Source organism: Nonomuraea antri (assembly GCF_013283785.1).
Classification (GTDB): Bacteria; Actinomycetota; Actinomycetes; order Streptosporangiales; family Streptosporangiaceae; genus Nonomuraea; species Nonomuraea antri.
The window spans coordinates 45165-61349 of the sequence record NZ_JABCPZ010000037.1; the positions used below are offsets into that span (position 1 = coordinate 45165).

The window sequence follows — 16185 nt, forward strand, 5'->3', positions numbered from 1 at the left end:
ATCAGAGCTGGATAACCCATAGGAAGGGCGTGGCGGTGACCAATGTCACAGACAGGGCGATGAAGCCGTACCGCACGCTCCTGGCCAGCTCGGGGGCCGGCTTGATGAGGCGGTCGACCCTGGCCATGACGTGGTGCGCGTGCACGCCGAGCATGCCGTGCGGGGTCGGCATGGCCCCGGCCGTGCCGAACCTGAGCAGCGCGGTGGCCAGCCTGCGCGGCGAGCAGTAGCGGCGGGCCCGGTCGTCGGCGGCCATCTCGACCAGCAGCTCCACCTGCGCCTGCGCGTCGCAGACCACCTTGGACCAGGGCAGCGCCCGGCGCAGCGCGGCGAACGGCAGCAACACCAGGTCGTGGCGCTCGCGCACGTGCGCGGCCTCGTGCGCCAGCACGGCCTTCAGCTCGTCCTCCGACAGCAGCTTGAGCGCGCCCTCGCTGACCACCACCTGCGAACGCAGCCCGGGCACGCAGTACGCGGCCGCGCTCGGATGGTCGAGCACCCGCACCCCGGGCATGCCGGGATCGTCGTGCGCGATGAGCGAGAGCAGCATCCGATGCCTGCGGCGGGCGCGCAACGCCTGCACCCCGGCCGTGAGCAGCACGACGATCAGCACGGCCAGCGCCGTCAACCCGGCGATCATGGCCAGTACGTGCAGCGCGTCGTACGGCTCCAGCGGAGACCGTCCGCCGACGAAGGCGATGAGCCCGTGCAGGACCCCGACGCCGTACGGCTCGACCGCCCACGCCAGCATGGCGCCGGTGGTCGCCAGACCCCAGGAGACGCCCAGGGACTGCCAGAGGATGATGGCGAGCCTGGGAGCCCGCGAAGTCCACTTCGCGGTGGTGAAACGCCAGGAGCCGATCGCGCACGCCATGGCGAGCGCGGCCAGCGCCGCTGCCGTGAGCACTATTCCTCCAGCTCCGTAAGGGCTCTGCGCAGGATCTCCGCCTCCGTGCCCGACACGGCCTGGGCGAAGCGGGTCAGGGCGGCCGAGCGGTCGCCCGTCAGATCCAAGGCCTCAAGCATAAGCTCGGCGACGTAGGAGTCGCGGCTTTCTGCCGGTTCGTACCGCCAGGCGCGCCCGTCGCGGGTGCGCTGGAGGAAGCCCTTGCGGGTGAGGCGGTCGAGTACGGTCATCACCGTCGTCGGGGCCAGATCGCGATCGGCGATGAGCCTGCCGACCTCGCGTGCGGTCAGCGCGTTGTTCTCCGCCCAGAGAATGTCCATGATGCTGCGCTCAAGCTCCCCAAGACCCTTCACGCCCTTCAGGGTAGCTCTACAACCTGTCGAGCAGACATCCGGGATCCTGGTGAGATGGATATCACGCTCGTCCAGGGAGACATCACCGAGCAGCAAGCCGACGCCATCGTGAACGCCGCCAACTCTTCGCTCCTGGGCGGCGGCGGGGTCGACGGCGCCATCCACCGGCGCGGCGGCCCGCGGATCCTGCAGGAGTGCCGCCAGCTGCGCGCCTCCCACTACGGCAAGGGCCTGCCGACCGGCCAGGCGGTGGCCACCACGGCGGGAGAGCTGCCCGCCACCTGGGTGATCCACACCGTCGGCCCTGTCTACTCCACCAGCGACGACCGCTCCCACCTGCTGGCCTCCTGCTACACCGAGTCGCTGCGGGTGGCCGACTCGCTGGGCGCCCGCACGGTGGCCTTCCCGGCGATCTCGACGGGCGTCTACGGCTGGCCGATGGCCGACGCGGCGCGCATCGCGTTCGAGGCGGTGCGCCGGGCCGAGACGTCGGTGACGGAGCTCAGGTTCGTGCTGTTCGACCGGGCCGCCTACGACGTCTTCGAGTCCCGGCTCTAGAACCGGGGCAGCGGCCTGCTGAACACCACCGCCCGCTGCTGGTCGCAGCAGTCCGCCGAGCCGGCCAGGATGAGCCCGCCAGGGGAGGCGGCCAGGGCGTAGACGTTCCATCCCGCGCTCGCCGCGCCGCCGAGCCGCAGGTACTCGGCGGCCCACCGCCGCCCGTCGAAGCGCAGGAGCAGCAGCCGGCCGAGCGGCGCCTGATCGTCCGTCGCGGCCAGCCACACCTCGCCGGAGCCCGGCGAGGTCATGTCATGCAGGCGCTGCACCCGTCCTGGCAGCGCGATCTCCGTCCAGGACGTGCCGTCCCAGTGCAGCATCAGGGGCGTGCCCGAGCCTTCGACCGGGTCGCAGAGCCCGGGGCCGCCACGCGTGCCCGTGACCCAGACGTCGCGGGGGCCGTTCTGCCAGATCGCGGTCAGCATGCCGGTGCCGACGTCGGGCAGGGAGGCGGGCGCCGGCGCGGCGCCGGGGGCGGAGGCGTGCCAGACGGCCGGGCGCGAGTCCGCGCATCCGCCGCTCGTCCGCCCTCCGGCGATCCAGGTGTGGTCTCGGCCCGTGGCCACGGCCGTGAACACCTCGCCCCGGCCGAAGGTCTGTTCGGAGAATCGGCGGCCGTTCCAGGTCAGGAGGAAGGGAGAGTGGAGACCGGGGTCGTCGGCCCACCGGCCGCGGTTGCCGACCAGCGCGGCGCGGCGGCCGTCCACCGCGACGTCGTCCAATCTCTGGTCCTCGCCAGGGCCGAGCGGCCTGGACATGTGCCAGTCACGGCCGTCCCAGCGCATGGCGAAGGGCAGCGTGCCCAGGCCGGCATGACCGTTGCCCACGGCCCAGGCGTGGGCGGGCCCGTCGGCGTCGATGCCGGTGATGAAGGAGTCCGTCGCGTCCGGCAGGCGCTTGCTCACCTGGTCGGCCACGCGCCAGCGGCTTCCGTCCACGCGCAGGAGCACGGCGTTCGCGGGCTCGTCCTCGGCGTCGGTGTGGTAGCCGGCGGCCCAGGCCGTGCCCGCGCCCGTCGCCGCGACGTCCACCAGCGAGGTCGCGGTCAGCCGTCCCGTCCGCTCGGCGCGCCGCCAGCCGAGCGCCGGCGTGATCTTCGGCAGCGGCTTGATCTTCGGCTTGGTCTTCGGGACGGCGGAGGGCGAGGCCGTCGCCGGCGTGCTCTGCGCGAGTGGCGGTGCGGCCTTCGTGGGCGAGGCGAGACCACGTGTCGGCTTCGCCTTCGAGGGTGAGGCGTTCGCGCAGGACGTGATGGCCAGCAGGCAGGCCAGTGCGGCCACCACCCGGCGCGAACCCGGCCGGCCGCCGATCGAGGTCATGGCGCGGCATTCTTACAGAGATCGTCAGCCGGGGGCCACCGCGGACCAGGGGAGGGTCAGCTCGCCGAGCCGCCAGCGGGCCAGGCCGCCGTAGGGCGGGTGCCGCGGGATCGGCCACGACCCGCTCAACGCCGACACCGCGGCCAGCCAGCGCTGACGCAGCCCGTGCGCGCCGTAAGGGGCACTGATCGCCCAGGCATGGTCGAAGTCGCGCAGGAACGCGTGAATCCGCTCACCGGGCACGTTCCGGTGGATGAGTGTCTTCGGCAGCCGGTCGGCCAGGTCGGAAGGCCGCTCGAACGCGTCGAAACGGGCCGAGAACGTCAGCGTCCGCGGCCCCTCACGGGTGATGCCGACCCAGACCGCCCGGTGACCGGTCTCCGAGCAGGTGCCCTCGACCAGCAGCCCGCCGGGGGCCAGCTTGCCGCGCAGCACGTCCCAGTAGTGCCAGGCCTCGGACTCGCCGTACTGGCGCAGCACGTTGAAGGCGCGGATCAGCGCCGGCGGGCGCGCGACGGGCAGCTCGAAGCCGCCGAGCGCGAAGCTCAGGCCCTCGCGCTCGTACGGCTTGGCCAGCGCCACCCTGGCCGGGTCGATCTCGATGCCGACCACCTCCACGCCGGGGCCGACCCGGCGCAGCCGGGTGAACAGCTCCAGCGTGGTCGTGTGCGAGGCCCCGTAGCCCAGGTCCACCACCAGCGGACGGCCGCGCAGCAGCCCCGCGTGCACGCCGGTGATCCACCGGTCGCAGCGGCGCAGCCGGTTGTGCCCGGTCGTGCCGCGGGTGACGGTCCCGACGGGTTTAGCCACCGACGCGGTGGACCTTGTGCTGGGCGGCCTGGGCGCGGGGGCGGATCACCAGGCGGTCGACGTTCACGTGCGCGGGCCTGGTCACGCACCAGGCGATCGCGTCGGCCACGTCGTCGGCGGACAGCGGATCGGGCACCCCCTCGTAGACGCGGGCCGCGGCGGCCTCGTCCCCGCGGAAGCGGGTGACCGCGAAGCCCTCGCTCTTCACCATGCCCGGCGCGATCTCGACGATGCGCACCGGCTGACCGACCAGCTCCAGCCGCAACGTCTCGGTCATCGCCGACTGGGCGTGCTTGGCCGCGCAATAGCCGCCACCGCCCTCGTACGACACGAACGCCGCCGTCGAGGTGAGCATCACCAGCACGCCGTCACCCGACTCGACCAGCTTGGGCACCAGGGCCTGCGTCATGCGCAGGGAGCCGAGCACGTTCGAGTCGAACATGGCCTGCCAGTCGTCGAGCCTGGCCTCGGCGACCGATTCCAGGCCGAGCGCGCCGCCGGCGTTGTTCACCAGCACGTCCACCCGGTCGAGCGAGGCCGCGAGCGCGTCGACGGACTCCTGGGAGGTCACGTCGAGCGTCACGGGCGTGATCGAGGGGACCTCGGCGGCGAGCTTGTCGAGCCGTTCGCGACGCCTCGCGCAGGCCACCACCGCAAAACCTTCGGCCGCCAGCCGGCGGGCCGTCGCCGCGCCGATTCCGCTGCTGGCACCGGTCACCACAGCTGTTTTCCGCATGCCCCACATCCTGCCAGCACCCCCCACTGCGCCCACCTGCCGGGAATGTCGGAAAAATTTGGATAGTTGTATTCCGCTTGGAGGTGATGTCGGGTGAGGCGACGACGGGTCGACCGGGTCGCGACGATCAGCATGCACACGTCACCGCTGGACCAGCCCGGGACGGGCGACGCCGGCGGGATGAACGTGTACATCGTGGAGTCCGCCAAACGGCTCGCTCAGGCCGGCGTGGAGGTGGAGATCTTCACCCGGGCCACCGCCCGCGACCTGCCGCCCGTGGCCGAACTCGCCCCGGGCGTCCTGGTGCGCCACCTGACGGCCGGGCCGTACGAGGAGATGGACCGGGCCGACCTGCCCGGGCAGCTGTGCGCGTTCCTGTCCGAGGTCCTGCGTACCGAGGCCATGTACGATCCGGGCCGCTACGCCGTCATCCACTCGCACTACTGGCTGTCCGGCCAGGTCGGCTGGCTGGCCAAGGAACGCTGGGGCGTGCCGCTGGTGCACACCATGCACACCATGGCCAAGGTGAAGAACCTGCTGCTGGCCAGCGGCGACAAGCCGGAGCCGCCGGCCAGGGTGGTCGGCGAGGAGCAGGTGGTCGGCGTCGCCGACCGGCTGGTGGCCAACACCGCCGACGAGGCGCGCGAGCTGATCGAGCTCTATGGTGCGCCCGAGTCGCGGGTGGCCGTGGTGAACCCTGGTGTCAACCTCACCGTCTTCCAGCCCGCTTCACGCGGCGCCTCCCGGCACCGGCTCGGGCTGCCGCAGGACGCGCACGTGCTGCTGTTCGTCGGCAGGATCCAGCCGCTCAAGGCGCCAGACGTGCTGCTGCGGGCCGCCGCCAGGATGCTCATCGACGATCCGTCGCTGCGCGGGCGGCTGGTCGTGGCCTGCGTGGGCGGGCCTTCGGGCAACGGTCTCGCCCGGCCGTCCCTGCTCACCGAGCTGGCCACGGAACTGGGCATCTCCGACGTGGTCAGGCTCGTGCCGCCGGCCCCGCAGGAGGAGCTGGCCGACTGGTACCGGGCCGCGGACGTGACCGTGGTGCCGTCGTACAGCGAGTCGTTCGGGCTGGTCGCGCTGGAGTCGCAGGCGTGCGGCACCCCGGTGGTGGCCGCCGCGGTCGGCGGGCTGCGCACCGCGGTGCGCGACGGCGTCTCCGGCCTGCTCGTGGACGGGCACGACCCGCACCTGTGGGCGCAGGCGCTGGCCGGGCTCATCGCCGAGCCGCGCCGCCGCGCGCTGCTGTCGGCCGGCGCCCGCGCGCACGCCGCCGCCTTCGGCTGGCAGGCCACCTCGGCGCGGCTCCTGGACGTCTACGCCGCCGCCGTGGCAAACCTGCACAAGGTGCCCGTCGCGGTGAACTTCTAGGCTGTACGGCATGCGCGAAGTCGTCGAAGCCGCGCTCAAGGCCGCGGACGTCTCCTACGACGAGCCGCGGCCGGGAGCGTTCCTGGTCAAGCTCCCCGGACAGCACAAGCTCGCCACCATGACCTGGTTGATCGTCGGCGAGCGGGTGCTGCACCTCGAAGCCTTCTTCTGCCGCCAGCCGGACGAGAACCACGCCGAGTTCTACCGCTGGCTGCTGGGCAAGAACGGCGGCATGTACGGGGTGCACTTCTCGCTCGACCCGGTCGGCGACGTCTACCTCGTCGGCCGGATCCCGCTCGCGGCCGTGTCGGAGGAGGAGATCGACCGGCTGCTCGGCTGCGTGCTCACCTACTCCGACGACTGGTTCGACCGCGCGCTCGAACTGGGCTTCGCCTCCTCGATCAGGCGCGAGTGGGAGTGGCGGGCCAAGCGCGGCGAGTCGCTGGCCAACCTGCAGGCGTTCGCCCGCTTCGCCGACCCCGGCCAGGTCGGCTGACCGGCCGGTTCGCCCGCTTCGCCGCCCAGATCGCCTGACCCGATCACGCGAGCTGGGCGACCGGGGTGAGGTCGGCCTCCGGGTGCGGACGCACCCGCTTCCTGACCGCGAGCCCGAACGCCACCACGCACAACCCCAGCCCGGCCGAGACCACGAACGGCGCGGCCGGCCGCCAGGAGTCGAACAGCAGCCCGCCGACCGCCGACACGATCAGGATGCCGAGCGCGCCGCACAGCGCCTGCACGCCGAACGCCGAGCCGCGCCTGGCCGCGGGCACCTGCTGGGCCAGCAGCGGCCCGGCCGTGGTGATCCCGGCGATCTCGCCGAGCCCGGCGAACACCGCGACGAGGTACATGCCAGGACCGAGCGGATCGGCGATCAGCAACGTCGACAGGTACGCCAGCGCGGCCACCACCTGACAGCCGATGACCAGGTTCTGCCGCGCGATCCTGTCGCCCAGCCAGCCGAACAGCGGCGCGGCCAGCAACGCCACCGTGTGCGCGATCCCGACGATCATCCCAGCCCTGGCCAGGGCCTGCGGACCGGTCATGCCGGCGTCCTTGGCCGCGTTGATGATCCACAGCGACAGGAAGCTCGAGACCACCGCCAGGTCCGCCCTGGCCACCAGCGCGGCCGCGTACGACAGCGCAACGCCGGGATCCCGGGCCAGCGCCACGCCCTCGCGGACGAGCCTGGACAGGGGCACGTGCGCCACCGTCTTCAGCGGCGACAGCGCCGCCCACATCGCCCAGCCGATGACGATCAGCCCGGCCGCCACCACCAGGAACGACCAGCGGGCCGCGGCCACCGGCGTCATGCCCGTCCGTTCGAACGCGTCGGGCAGCCTGGCCAGCCCGAACACCGCGGCGAGCCCGCCGAGGCCGCCGAACACGCCGAGCATGCCGTACGACTTGCCGCGCGAGCGGTCCTGGACGTAGTCGACGGCGAGTGTGGCGAACATGCCGCCCAGCGCCGCGGCGCCCAGCGAGAACAGCACCCGCAGCACGACCAGCACCTCCGTGCTGCCCGCGAACGGGATCACCGCGACACCCAGCCCGCACAGCACGAACCCGGCCAGCACGATCGGCCGCCGGCCGAACCTGTCGGCCAGCGCGCCGTACCAGGCCAGGCTGGCGATCATGGTCAGCTCGTGTGTCACGGTGAGCAGCCCGGTGACCAACCCGCGTTGTGCCTCGGGGATGCCGAGCACGTCCGACAGGACGAACGGCAGGGCCGTCGGCAGGAACGTGATCCCCATGGTGGCCGTCAGGCAGACGAGCCAGCAGGCGAGCAGGTTGGTCCTGGTGTAACCCGGGGCGAGCCCGACTCCGAGCAGACGAGTTGCGGCCATGTCGAGATCATTATCAGGAAATATCGTAAGATCAATGGCTGTGACGGAGTCTGGGAACTTTGATCCGAATATCCCAAATGTGGCGCGGATGTATGACTATTTTTTAGGCGGGAAGGACAATTTTCCCGCCGACCGGGCCGCAGCCGAACGTGTCCTGACGATCGTTCCTGAAATACCGGTCGGCGCCAGGGAGAACCGGGCCTTCCTCGGACGGGCAGTGCGGTTCCTGGCCGAGAGCGGCGTGCGCCAGTTCCTGGACATCGGCACCGGGCTGCCGACCCAGGAGAACGTGCACCAGGTGGTGGAGTCGGTGGCGCCCGACGCCAGGACCGTCTACGTCGACAACGACCCGCAGGTGCTCACCCACGCCAGGGCGCTGCTCACCAACAGCACCAACGTCCGCATCATCGAGGGCGACCTGCGCCGCCCGGCCGAGATCCTCCGGCATCCCGAGGTCGGCGGGCACCTCGACCTCAGCCGGCCGGTCGCCGTGCTGCTGCTGGCCATCGTGCACTTCATCGAGGAAGACCCGCGCCCGATCATCGCCGAGCTGCTCGAACCGCTGGCGCCGGGCAGCTGGCTGGTGCTCTCGCACGTCTGCATCGACATCAAGCCCGAGGCCGCGCCCGGCGTCGAGCGGATCTACCAGGGCGCGTCGGCGGGGTTCGTCGGCCGCCGCTCCGACGAGATCATGTCGTTCTTCGACGCGCTCGACGTCGTGCCCCCCGGGGTGGTCAACCTCCCGGAATGGCGTCCTGAGCTGCCGGAACTCATCCCGTTCCCCGATGCGCCCCCCTACTTCCTCTGTGGGGTGGCCCGCAAACCATAAGATTGGCCGCATGGCGACTTTGGTGCTGCTACGGCACGGCGAGAGTGATTGGAACGCGAAGGGCCTGTTCACCGGCTGGGTGGACGTGAGCCTGTCGGCCAAGGGCGAGGATGAGGCTCGCCGGGGCGGCAAACTCCTGGTGGAGGCCGGGGTGCGTCCCGACGTCGTGCACACCAGCCTGCTCACCAGGGCCATCCAGACGGCTCAGCTCGCGCTCGGCGCGGCCGACCTGCTCTGGCTGCCGGTCAAGCGGTCGTGGCGGCTCAACGAGCGGCACTACGGCGCGCTGCAGGGCAAGAACAAGGCCCAGACGCGCGAGGAGTTCGGCGACGAGCAGTTCATGTTGTGGCGCCGCTCGTACGACGTGCCGCCGCCGCCCATCGCCGACGGCGACGAGTACTCCCAGGCGGGCGACGCCCGCTACGCGCTGCTGCCGCCGGAGCTGCAGCCGCGCACGGAGTGCCTGAAGGACGTGGTCGACCGGATGCTGCCGTACTGGTACGACGAGGTCGTCCCCGACCTGGCGGCCGGGCGCACGGTGCTTGTCGCCGCGCACGGCAACTCGCTGCGCGCGCTGGTCAAGCACCTCGACGGCATCGGCGACGACGAGATCGCCGGCCTGAACATCCCGACCGGCATCCCGCTGCGCTACGACCTCGACGCGGACTTCCGCCCGGTGCGCAAGGGCGGCGAATACCTCGACCCCGAGGCCGCGAAGGCGGCCATCGAGGCCGTCGCCAACCAGGGCCGCTGACTCCGGCGCCCGCCGCCGGCGCTCACGCGCTGGCGGCGGGTCCCGTCACGGCGTTGAACACGTTGACGGCGTGCAGCACGGTCAAGATGGCCAGCACGCCGATCCAGGCGCCGTTGTACAGGCGCGGCTGGTGCCGGTGGTGAGCCAGCAGCGGCATCACGGCGAAGATCGCGCACAGTCCCAGCATCACCAGCGGCAGCGTGAGCAGCGCCTCCGGCTTGGCGCCGAACCGGTCCGCATCACCCGACAGGTGCACGGGAAACCGCGTTTCCGGCGGGATCCGCACCCATCCCCAGACGGTGACCGCCGAGGTGGTGACTAGGGCGACGAGGCTGCCGAGCAGCCCCGGACGCAGGTTCATTCGCCGTCTCTCTGGCATGGGCATCCTTTGCACCTGGCCGATTCGTACGGAAAACGGTCCTTTGTCCGGAGTAAAGCAAAGGCTCCGGGCAGGTGCCAGATTCGCCGGAGATCGCGTCAGGAAACCAGGCGGGCACGCAGCGTGTCCACGCCGTCGCCGTCGAGCTCGTCCAGATACGCCGGGCGCCCGGCCATCACCATGACCAGCGCCAGCGTGGAGCCCGTCACCAGCGGCCCGGAACCGGCCGCGAACGGCCCGTCCGCCGCCGCCACCCGCAGGCCCGCGATCCGCTCCTTGCCCGGCACCAGGATGTTGGGCCCGGCGTAGTAGCGGGCCAGCGGCGTGAGCGTGGTCACCGGGTGCGCGCGGCGCAGGCCGAGCGGGCGCCTGATGTCCTCGCCGTGCACGACCACCTCGCCCAGCATCGCCACGGCGGGCAGCAGCGTCGAGGTGGTGCTGGTGATCACCCGCTCGAACCTTTCGAGCGTCTCGGCCCCGGAATCGCCCAGTTGCTCGGCCAGCCGCATGGCCACCTGCTTGTCGAAGTCGAACCGGCAGCGGATCACCCCGGCCAGCCAGCGCAGCGGACGCAGCCCCGCCCCCGAGGCGACGTGCGCCAGCACCTCACGCACGCTCAGCCCGGCGCACAGGGACGGCGTCGCCCACCGCCCGTCGTCCAGCCCGGCCAGATCGGCGGCCAGGGCCGCCCGCTCGGCGTGGATCAACGGCCACACGTCGCCCGCCCGGCGGCCGGCCCTGTGCTCTGTCCTGGTCATCTCGCGCCCTTCCCGCTCATTCACGACAGGAGAGACTCGCAAACCAGAACAAACTCATCGCCGATCACGAAATCGGCTGAATCAGCTCGGCCGGGTACCGGTCACCAGGTACACGACATCCCTGGCCACGCGCACGGCGTGGTCGGCGTACCGCTCGTAGTAACGGCCGATCAGGGTGATGTCGATGGCCGGCTCCACGCCGTGCTGCCAGTCCTTGGCCAGGATGCTCTTGAACAGCCGCCGGTGCAGCCGGTCCATGGCGTCGTCGTCCTGCTCCAGCTCCAGGGCCGACTCCACGTCCCTGGACGCCACGCAGCCGCCGGCCTTGGTGACCAGGCTCTCGGCGATCTGCCCCATTTCGAGGATGGCCGCGCGCATCTCCGGCGGAATGGCCGAGTCGGGGTGGCGCAGCCGGGCCACCTTGGCCACGTGGACGGCCAGGTCGCCCATGCGCTCCAGGTCGGTGCCCATGCGCAACGCCGTGATGACCATCCGCAGGTCGACGGCCACCGGTTGCTGCCTGGCCATCAGCTCGAAGATGGACGTCTCGATCTCTTCGAACGTGGCGTTCACCTCCTGGTCACGGGAGATGACGCTCTCCGCCAGCGGCAGATCGGCGTCCAGCAGGGCCGTGGTCGCACGGGAGATGGCCGAGCGGACCAGCCTGGTCATCTCGACCAGCTTGTCGGTGAGGGAATCAAGTTCTTCGTGGTACGCGTCACGCATGCCGTCACCGTACGTGCCGCTTGATGAACGAACCCCTACACCGAGATGAACTTTCCAGGAAAGAGGCGTTCATCCGCAGGTGAGAGGTCTGTCGGCGAGAACCGGGCACCTACCATCGAAGACATGAGTGAGATGGCCATGAGCTTCGCGGCCCTCGCCGGGTTCGTCGTCGGCGCCCTGGCGGTCCTCTTCTATCGCAACCAGATCGAGGCGCCCAAGAGGACCGATCCGGCCGAAGGACCCGAGACGGGCGGCGCGCTGCCTCAGGGGGTGGCCTCCGTACTGGCCGTGCTGCCCTCGTCCGCCGTGGTGCTCGACGCCCACGACCGGGTGCTCAGGGCCAGCTCGGCCGCGCGGGCGTTCGGGCTGGTCAAGGGCGACAGGCTGATGGCCGCCGAACTGCTCGCGCTGGCCAGGCAGGTACGCCGAGACGGCGAGATCCGCGAGAGCGAGATCGACGTGGCCGGGCACAAGTTCGGCCAGGAGACCACGAACTTCGCCGTCCGGGTCGCCCCGCTGGGCTCCTACGGTCAGGTGCTGGTGCTCGCCGAGGACCAGACCGAGCGGCGCCGGGTCGAAGCCGTGCGCCGCGACTTCGTCGCCAACGTCAGCCACGAGCTGAAGACCCCGGTCGGCGCGCTGAGCCTGCTGGCCGAGACCATCCAGGACGCGGCCGACGACCCCGAGGCCGTCACCCGCTTCGCCGGGCGCATGCAGCACGAGGCGGCCCGGCTCACCTACCTGGTCCAGGACCTGATCACGCTGAGCAGGATCCAGGGCGCCGAGCCCATCCCCACCCCGGGCCAGGTCTCGATCGACGAGTCCATCCACGATGCCATCGACCACTGCAACACCAAGGCCATCGCCAAGGACATCACGCTGGTCCCCGGCGGCACCGAGGGGCTGCGCGTCTGGGGCGACGACGAGCTGCTCGTCACCGCCCTGCGCAACCTCATCGACAACGCCGTCGCCTACAGCCCCGAGCACACCAGGGTGGTCGTCAGCGTCAGGCCGGCCGGGGACTCGGTCGAGATCAGCGTCAGCGACCAGGGCATCGGCATCCCCGAAGAGGCGCTGGAGCGCATCTTCGAACGCTTCTTCCGCGTCGACGCGGCCAGGTCCCGCGCGACCGGCGGCACCGGCCTCGGCCTCGCCATCGTCAAGCACGTCGCCGCCGCGCACGCGGGCGAGGTGTCCGTCTGGAGCAAGGAAGGCTCCGGCTCCACGTTCACGCTCCGCCTGCCCGCCTTCGGCGGCACGGCGGTGGCAGTACCACCCTCGATTCCCCTGGAGGCCGCCAAATGACGCGAGTTCTGGTCGTAGAGGACGAGGAGTCCTTTTCCGACGCCCTGTCGTACATGCTGCGCAAGGAGGGCTTCGAGGTGTCGGTCGCCGCGACCGGCCCCGAGGCGCTTGAGACCTTCGACCGCAACGGTGCGGATCTGGTGCTGCTCGACCTGATGTTGCCCGGCCTGCCCGGTACGGAGGTGTGCCGCTCGCTGCGGCAGCGCTCCAAGGTGCCGGTCATCATGCTGACCGCCAAGGACAGTGAGATCGACAAGGTCGTGGGCCTGGAGCTGGGCGCCGACGACTACGTGACCAAGCCGTTCTCCTCGCGGGAGCTGGTGGCCCGCATCCGCGCGGTCCTGCGCAGGCAGGGCGACGTGGTGGAGGAGCTGGAGTCGGCCGTGCTCGCGGTCGGCCCGGTGCGCATGGACGTCGACAGGCACGTCGTGGCCGTGCGCGGCGAACAGGTGCAGCTGCCGCTGAAGGAGTTCGAGCTGCTCGAGGTGCTGCTGCGCAACGCGGGGCGGGTGCTCACCCGCGGCCAGCTCATCGACCGGGTCTGGGGCGCCGACTACGTGGGCGACACCAAGACGCTCGACGTGCACGTCAAGCGGCTGCGCGCGAAGATCGAGTCCGACCCGTCCAACCCGCGCTGCATCCTGACCGTGCGCGGGCTGGGCTACAAGTTCGACGCCGTGGACGAATGAGAAAACCCTTGTTCCGGTGCGGATCACGTACCGGAACAAGGGTTTCAGCATGTCGGGGGGCAGGGCGTCAGTGCGCGCCTTCCTCTTCCGCGTGCTCGGCCGAGGGGGTCGGCGTGGGCGCGGCGGTGGCGCCGGGGGCGGCCGGGTAGTCGAGGAATTCGCGGCTACGCGTGATCACAGGGACGTTCACGGACACGACGCCGGCGTTGGCGAACTGGAGGTCCACCCGGAACGTCTCGCCGCCCCTGAGGCCCTTGGAGAGCCCCTCGATCATGATCTGCGGCTCGGGCTTGCCGGAGTTCACCAGCTGGTTGCTCGGGAGCTGGATCGGCGCCTTGAGCTTGACCGTGCCGAGGTCGCCCACCGAGACCGCCTGGAGGGTGTCGGCGGTGTTCGCGGCGTTGAGCATGTTCAGGTAGATCGGGGCGGAGCCGCGGTAGGCGAGCTGGGCGCCGGAGTCGGGCCCCAGGATGAACGCCTGCGGGATGTGAATGCCGCGCTCGCTGCCGTAACTGCCCTTCTCAATGAGCGCTACAGCCTCGTTCGGGGCGTACGGCTTGTTCGTGTTGGCGTCGAATCCGGCCGCGCACCCCGCCAGAACGGGGGCTGCCATGAACGCGGCGGCTGCGACAATCCAGCGACGGCTGGTCACGGGCGGGTTCTCCTTGGTCTAGCGCATGCGTGATGGGGGGCTCTCGCGCATGTCGCACGCATGCGTGATGAGCAGCCTCACCATATCCACCCGATTCCATGGTCATATCCACACCCCCGCAGGTCATTAGCCATGTCCGGAAATGCGATTCATAGAGTGGAACGCTTGTCAAGCCCCAATATGCGGCCTTGACCTGCAGTTATGAGGATTTCACTGTTCCGGGAGGCTGTGGATGCGTGGTACCCTGGAGTACAGCGGAAGGGGTACTTGTCACATGACTTTCCAGGTCGGCGACACTGTCGTCTACCCCCACCATGGGGCTGCTCGGATCGAAGCAATCACGACGCGATCCATCAAGGGTGAGGAAAAGACCTACCTGGTGCTCAAGGTCGACAAGGGCGACCTTACCGTCCAGGTGCCAGCTGAAAACGCAGAACTCGTCGGTGTGCGCGATGTTGTCGGCCAGGAAGGCCTTGAGCGGGTTTTCGACGTCCTTCGGATGCCGCACACGGAAGAGCCGACCAACTGGTCGCGGCGCTACAAGGCCAATCTGGAGAAGCTCGCGTCCGGTGACGTGAACAAGGTCGCCGAGGTCGTTCGGGACCTATGGCGGAGGGACCGTGAGCGCGGTCTGTCCGCGGGCGAGAAGCGCATGCTCGCCAAGGCGCGTCAGATCCTGGTGAGCGAGCTCGCCCTCGCCGAGAAGACCAATGAGGACAAGGCCGAGGCCCTGCTCGACGAGGTTCTGAACTCCTGAACACGAATCTTCCACGGGTGGGCGTCGGAGTCGACGTCCACCCGTTTCGTTCCGGTCGCGAGCTCAACCTGGCCGGCCTGCACTGGCCGGGCGAGACCGGGCTCGACGGTCACTCCGACGGCGACGCCGCGGCACACGCCGCCTGTGACGCGTTGTTGTCGGCGGCCGGTCTCGGCGACCTGGGCGGCCTGTTCGGCACCGCCGACCCACGCTGGGCCGGCGCGTCCGGCGTCGCCCTGCTGGAGGAGACCGCGCGTCAGGTGCGCGCGGCGGGCTTCGAGATCGGCAACGTGGCGATCCAGATCATCGGCAACCGGCCGAAGCTGGCTCCACGGCGCGCGGAGGCCGAGAAGGCGCTCGGCGCCGCGCTGGGCGCGCCGGTGAGCCTCAGCGCCACCACCACCGACGGGCTCGGCCTGACCGGGCGCGGCGAAGGCGTCGCGGCCGTCGCGACCGCGCTCGTGGTGAACCTTTCACGCCAGTAGGGCGTCTTCTCTGCAGGGATGCGGTTGAGGGTGTCCCGGCGGGTCGTCGCCTAGCCCGCCAAGATGGAGGCGGCGGTTCGTCACTGGCGCGGTACGGACCGCCGTCTTCCATGTGGGTAGGTTCCCGATATGCCGGGTAGGTGGCTCCCAAGACATGTGAACGTCTCGGGGGGAGCTACACATGATCGGCGCGATTGTTTCCGCAGTAGTCATCGGCGCCATCGTCGGTGCGCTGGCCAGGCTGCTGGTGCCCGGCAGGCAGAACATGTCCATCGGCCTGACGTTGATCGTCGGCATCGTGGCCGCCCTGATCGGCACGTTGATCGCCCATGCCTTCGGGTGGGCCGATACGAGGGGCATCGACTGGATCGAGCACATTCTCCAGCTCGCGCTTGCCGTGGCGGGAGTGCTTCTGGTCACCAGGATGGGCGGAGGTCGCACCGGCGGACGTACTGGACGCGCACAGACCTGACCTGACCTGCCCGTACGTCATAGCGGCGCATAATCGCCGGAGATCGGGTAGCGACCAACCCGTGAGAGTGAACGGCTCACCCTCACGGGGAGGTTTCGTCACATGACAATCCAATCCATCCTTGGCGCCATCGTGATTGGCGCCGTCGTTGGCGCAATCGGTCGCCTGCTGCTTCCCGGCAGGCAGGCCATCGGGTGGATCCTCACCATCGTCGTCGGCATCGTGGCCGCCCTGCTGGGCACGCTGCTGGCGCAGGTTCTCGGCGTGGAGACCACGCCTGGCATCGACTGGATCGAGCTGGTGATGCAGGTGGTCCTGGCCATCGTCGGGGTCGGGCTCGTGGCGGGGCTGCGCCGCCGCGGCCCTACGGTCTGACCGGCGCGAAAAGGGCCCGCCCCCGGGGCGGGCCCTTTTCTTGTGCCGTTTGTCAGTCCTCAGGGGTGGGGCGGCGGGGGGAGCTGCGCAGCCTGCCCGAGGG

At 70.5% G+C, this 16185-nt stretch carries 21 protein-coding genes; 11 read left to right on the top strand and 10 right to left on the bottom strand.

The annotated features are described in order from the left end of the window. Window position 1: 1 nt before the first annotated feature. Together HII36_RS15185 and HII36_RS15190 are read right to left on the bottom strand one after the other, a co-directional pair. Window positions 2–907, bottom strand: coding sequence for a M56 family metallopeptidase (locus tag HII36_RS15185; RefSeq protein ID WP_173523818.1), 906 nt, complete (start codon window positions 905–907; stop codon window positions 2–4). Continuing rightward, window positions 907–1260, bottom strand: coding sequence for a BlaI/MecI/CopY family transcriptional regulator (locus tag HII36_RS15190; protein ID WP_173523819.1), 354 nt, complete (start codon window positions 1258–1260; stop codon window positions 907–909). Before HII36_RS15190 ends, HII36_RS15185 begins: the two co-directional genes overlap by 1 nt. A gap of 54 nt (window positions 1261–1314) precedes the next feature. Between HII36_RS15190 and HII36_RS15195 the strand changes: the two genes are divergently transcribed. Continuing rightward, the gene (locus HII36_RS15195; RefSeq protein WP_173523820.1) at window positions 1315–1818 is read left to right on the top strand and encodes an O-acetyl-ADP-ribose deacetylase; all 504 of its coding nucleotides are present in this window, start codon (window positions 1315–1317) and stop codon (window positions 1816–1818) included. Here HII36_RS15195 and HII36_RS15200 read toward each other — a convergent pair. From HII36_RS15200 to HII36_RS15210, 3 genes are read right to left on the bottom strand one after another with little or no spacing between them, the layout of a single operon-like run. Further along, the gene (locus HII36_RS15200; protein WP_173523821.1) at window positions 1815–3137 is read right to left on the bottom strand and encodes a hypothetical protein; all 1323 of its coding nucleotides are present in this window, start codon (window positions 3135–3137) and stop codon (window positions 1815–1817) included. The genes HII36_RS15195 and HII36_RS15200 overlap by 4 nt on opposite strands. A 24-nt stretch (window positions 3138–3161) precedes the next feature. Next, complete coding sequence (locus HII36_RS15205; RefSeq protein WP_173523822.1) at window positions 3162–3947, bottom strand: class I SAM-dependent methyltransferase; 786 nt, start codon at window positions 3945–3947, stop codon at window positions 3162–3164. Beyond that, window positions 3940–4683 carry an SDR family NAD(P)-dependent oxidoreductase gene (locus HII36_RS15210; RefSeq protein WP_173523823.1) on the bottom strand — a complete coding sequence of 248 codons (744 nt, stop codon included), beginning with the start codon at window positions 4681–4683 and terminating at the stop codon, window positions 3940–3942. Before HII36_RS15210 ends, HII36_RS15205 begins: the two co-directional genes overlap by 8 nt. Window positions 4684–4776: 93 nt before the next feature. Between HII36_RS15210 and mshA the strand changes: the two genes are divergently transcribed. After that, complete coding sequence (gene mshA / locus HII36_RS15215) at window positions 4777–6054, top strand: D-inositol-3-phosphate glycosyltransferase (RefSeq protein WP_328807719.1); 1278 nt, start codon at window positions 4777–4779, stop codon at window positions 6052–6054. 10 nt (window positions 6055–6064) lie between these two features. Further along, complete coding sequence (locus HII36_RS15220) at window positions 6065–6550, top strand: type III secretion system chaperone family protein (RefSeq protein ID WP_173523824.1); 486 nt, start codon at window positions 6065–6067, stop codon at window positions 6548–6550. A 43-nt stretch (window positions 6551–6593) separates the two neighbouring features. Here HII36_RS15220 and HII36_RS15225 read toward each other — a convergent pair whose 3' ends face one another. Beyond that, on the bottom strand, window positions 6594–7901 hold the full coding sequence (locus HII36_RS15225) for an MFS transporter (protein WP_173523825.1): 1308 nt from the start codon (window positions 7899–7901) through the stop codon (window positions 6594–6596). Between the two features lie 34 nt (window positions 7902–7935). On the opposite strand from HII36_RS15225, the gene HII36_RS15230 reads away from it, so the two are divergent. Further along, on the top strand, window positions 7936–8730 hold the full coding sequence (locus HII36_RS15230; protein ID WP_173523826.1) for an SAM-dependent methyltransferase: 795 nt from the start codon (window positions 7936–7938) through the stop codon (window positions 8728–8730). A 10-nt stretch (window positions 8731–8740) separates the two neighbouring features. Continuing rightward, window positions 8741–9484: a phosphoglyceromutase gene (locus HII36_RS15235; protein ID WP_173523827.1), complete on the top strand. Its 744-nt coding sequence runs from the start codon at window positions 8741–8743 to the stop codon at window positions 9482–9484. Window positions 9485–9506: 22 nt separating this feature from the next. On the opposite strand, the gene HII36_RS15240 is transcribed toward HII36_RS15235, so the two are convergent. The 3 genes from HII36_RS15240 to phoU form a co-directional block, all read right to left on the bottom strand. Next, on the bottom strand, window positions 9507–9845 hold the full coding sequence (locus HII36_RS15240; RefSeq protein ID WP_173523828.1) for a DUF1648 domain-containing protein: 339 nt from the start codon (window positions 9843–9845) through the stop codon (window positions 9507–9509). A 116-nt stretch (window positions 9846–9961) separates the two neighbouring features. After that, window positions 9962–10621 (bottom strand): maleylpyruvate isomerase family mycothiol-dependent enzyme, encoded by a 660-nt coding sequence (locus tag HII36_RS15245; protein ID WP_173523829.1) that lies wholly within the window; start codon window positions 10619–10621, stop codon window positions 9962–9964. 81 nt (window positions 10622–10702) lie between these two features. Continuing rightward, on the bottom strand, window positions 10703–11347 hold the full coding sequence (gene phoU, locus HII36_RS15250) for a phosphate signaling complex protein PhoU (RefSeq protein WP_173523830.1): 645 nt from the start codon (window positions 11345–11347) through the stop codon (window positions 10703–10705). Window positions 11348–11479: 132 nt separating this feature from the next. Between phoU and HII36_RS15255 the strand changes: the two genes are divergently transcribed. Both HII36_RS15255 and HII36_RS15260 read left to right on the top strand, forming a co-directional pair. After that, the gene (locus HII36_RS15255) at window positions 11480–12652 is read left to right on the top strand and encodes a sensor histidine kinase (protein WP_173523837.1); all 1173 of its coding nucleotides are present in this window, start codon (window positions 11480–11482) and stop codon (window positions 12650–12652) included. Further along, a complete protein-coding gene (locus HII36_RS15260; RefSeq protein WP_173523831.1) occupies window positions 12649–13341 on the top strand; it encodes a response regulator transcription factor in 693 nt (230 codons plus the stop codon). The genes HII36_RS15255 and HII36_RS15260 overlap by 4 nt, the downstream gene beginning before the upstream one ends. A gap of 67 nt (window positions 13342–13408) precedes the next feature. Here the strand turns inward: HII36_RS15260 and HII36_RS15265 are convergent, their stop codons facing one another. Next, window positions 13409–13993 (bottom strand): copper chaperone PCu(A)C, encoded by a 585-nt coding sequence (locus HII36_RS15265; protein ID WP_328807720.1) that lies wholly within the window; start codon window positions 13991–13993, stop codon window positions 13409–13411. A 274-nt stretch (window positions 13994–14267) separates the two neighbouring features. Between HII36_RS15265 and HII36_RS15270 the strand changes: the two genes are divergently transcribed. The 4 genes from HII36_RS15270 (at window position 14268) to HII36_RS15285 (ending at window position 16082) form a co-directional block, all read left to right on the top strand. Further along, window positions 14268–14750 (top strand): CarD family transcriptional regulator, encoded by a 483-nt coding sequence (locus HII36_RS15270; protein WP_020544658.1) that lies wholly within the window; start codon window positions 14268–14270, stop codon window positions 14748–14750. 17 nt (window positions 14751–14767) lie between these two features. Then, window positions 14768–15235 (top strand): 2-C-methyl-D-erythritol 2,4-cyclodiphosphate synthase, encoded by a 468-nt coding sequence (gene ispF, locus HII36_RS15275; protein WP_173523832.1) that lies wholly within the window; start codon window positions 14768–14770, stop codon window positions 15233–15235. A 181-nt stretch (window positions 15236–15416) separates the two neighbouring features. Then, on the top strand, window positions 15417–15707 hold the full coding sequence (locus HII36_RS15280) for a GlsB/YeaQ/YmgE family stress response membrane protein (protein ID WP_173523833.1): 291 nt from the start codon (window positions 15417–15419) through the stop codon (window positions 15705–15707). A 102-nt stretch (window positions 15708–15809) separates the two neighbouring features. Then, complete coding sequence (locus HII36_RS15285) at window positions 15810–16082, top strand: GlsB/YeaQ/YmgE family stress response membrane protein (protein ID WP_173523834.1); 273 nt, start codon at window positions 15810–15812, stop codon at window positions 16080–16082. The last annotated feature ends 103 nt before the right edge of the window (window positions 16083–16185 follow it).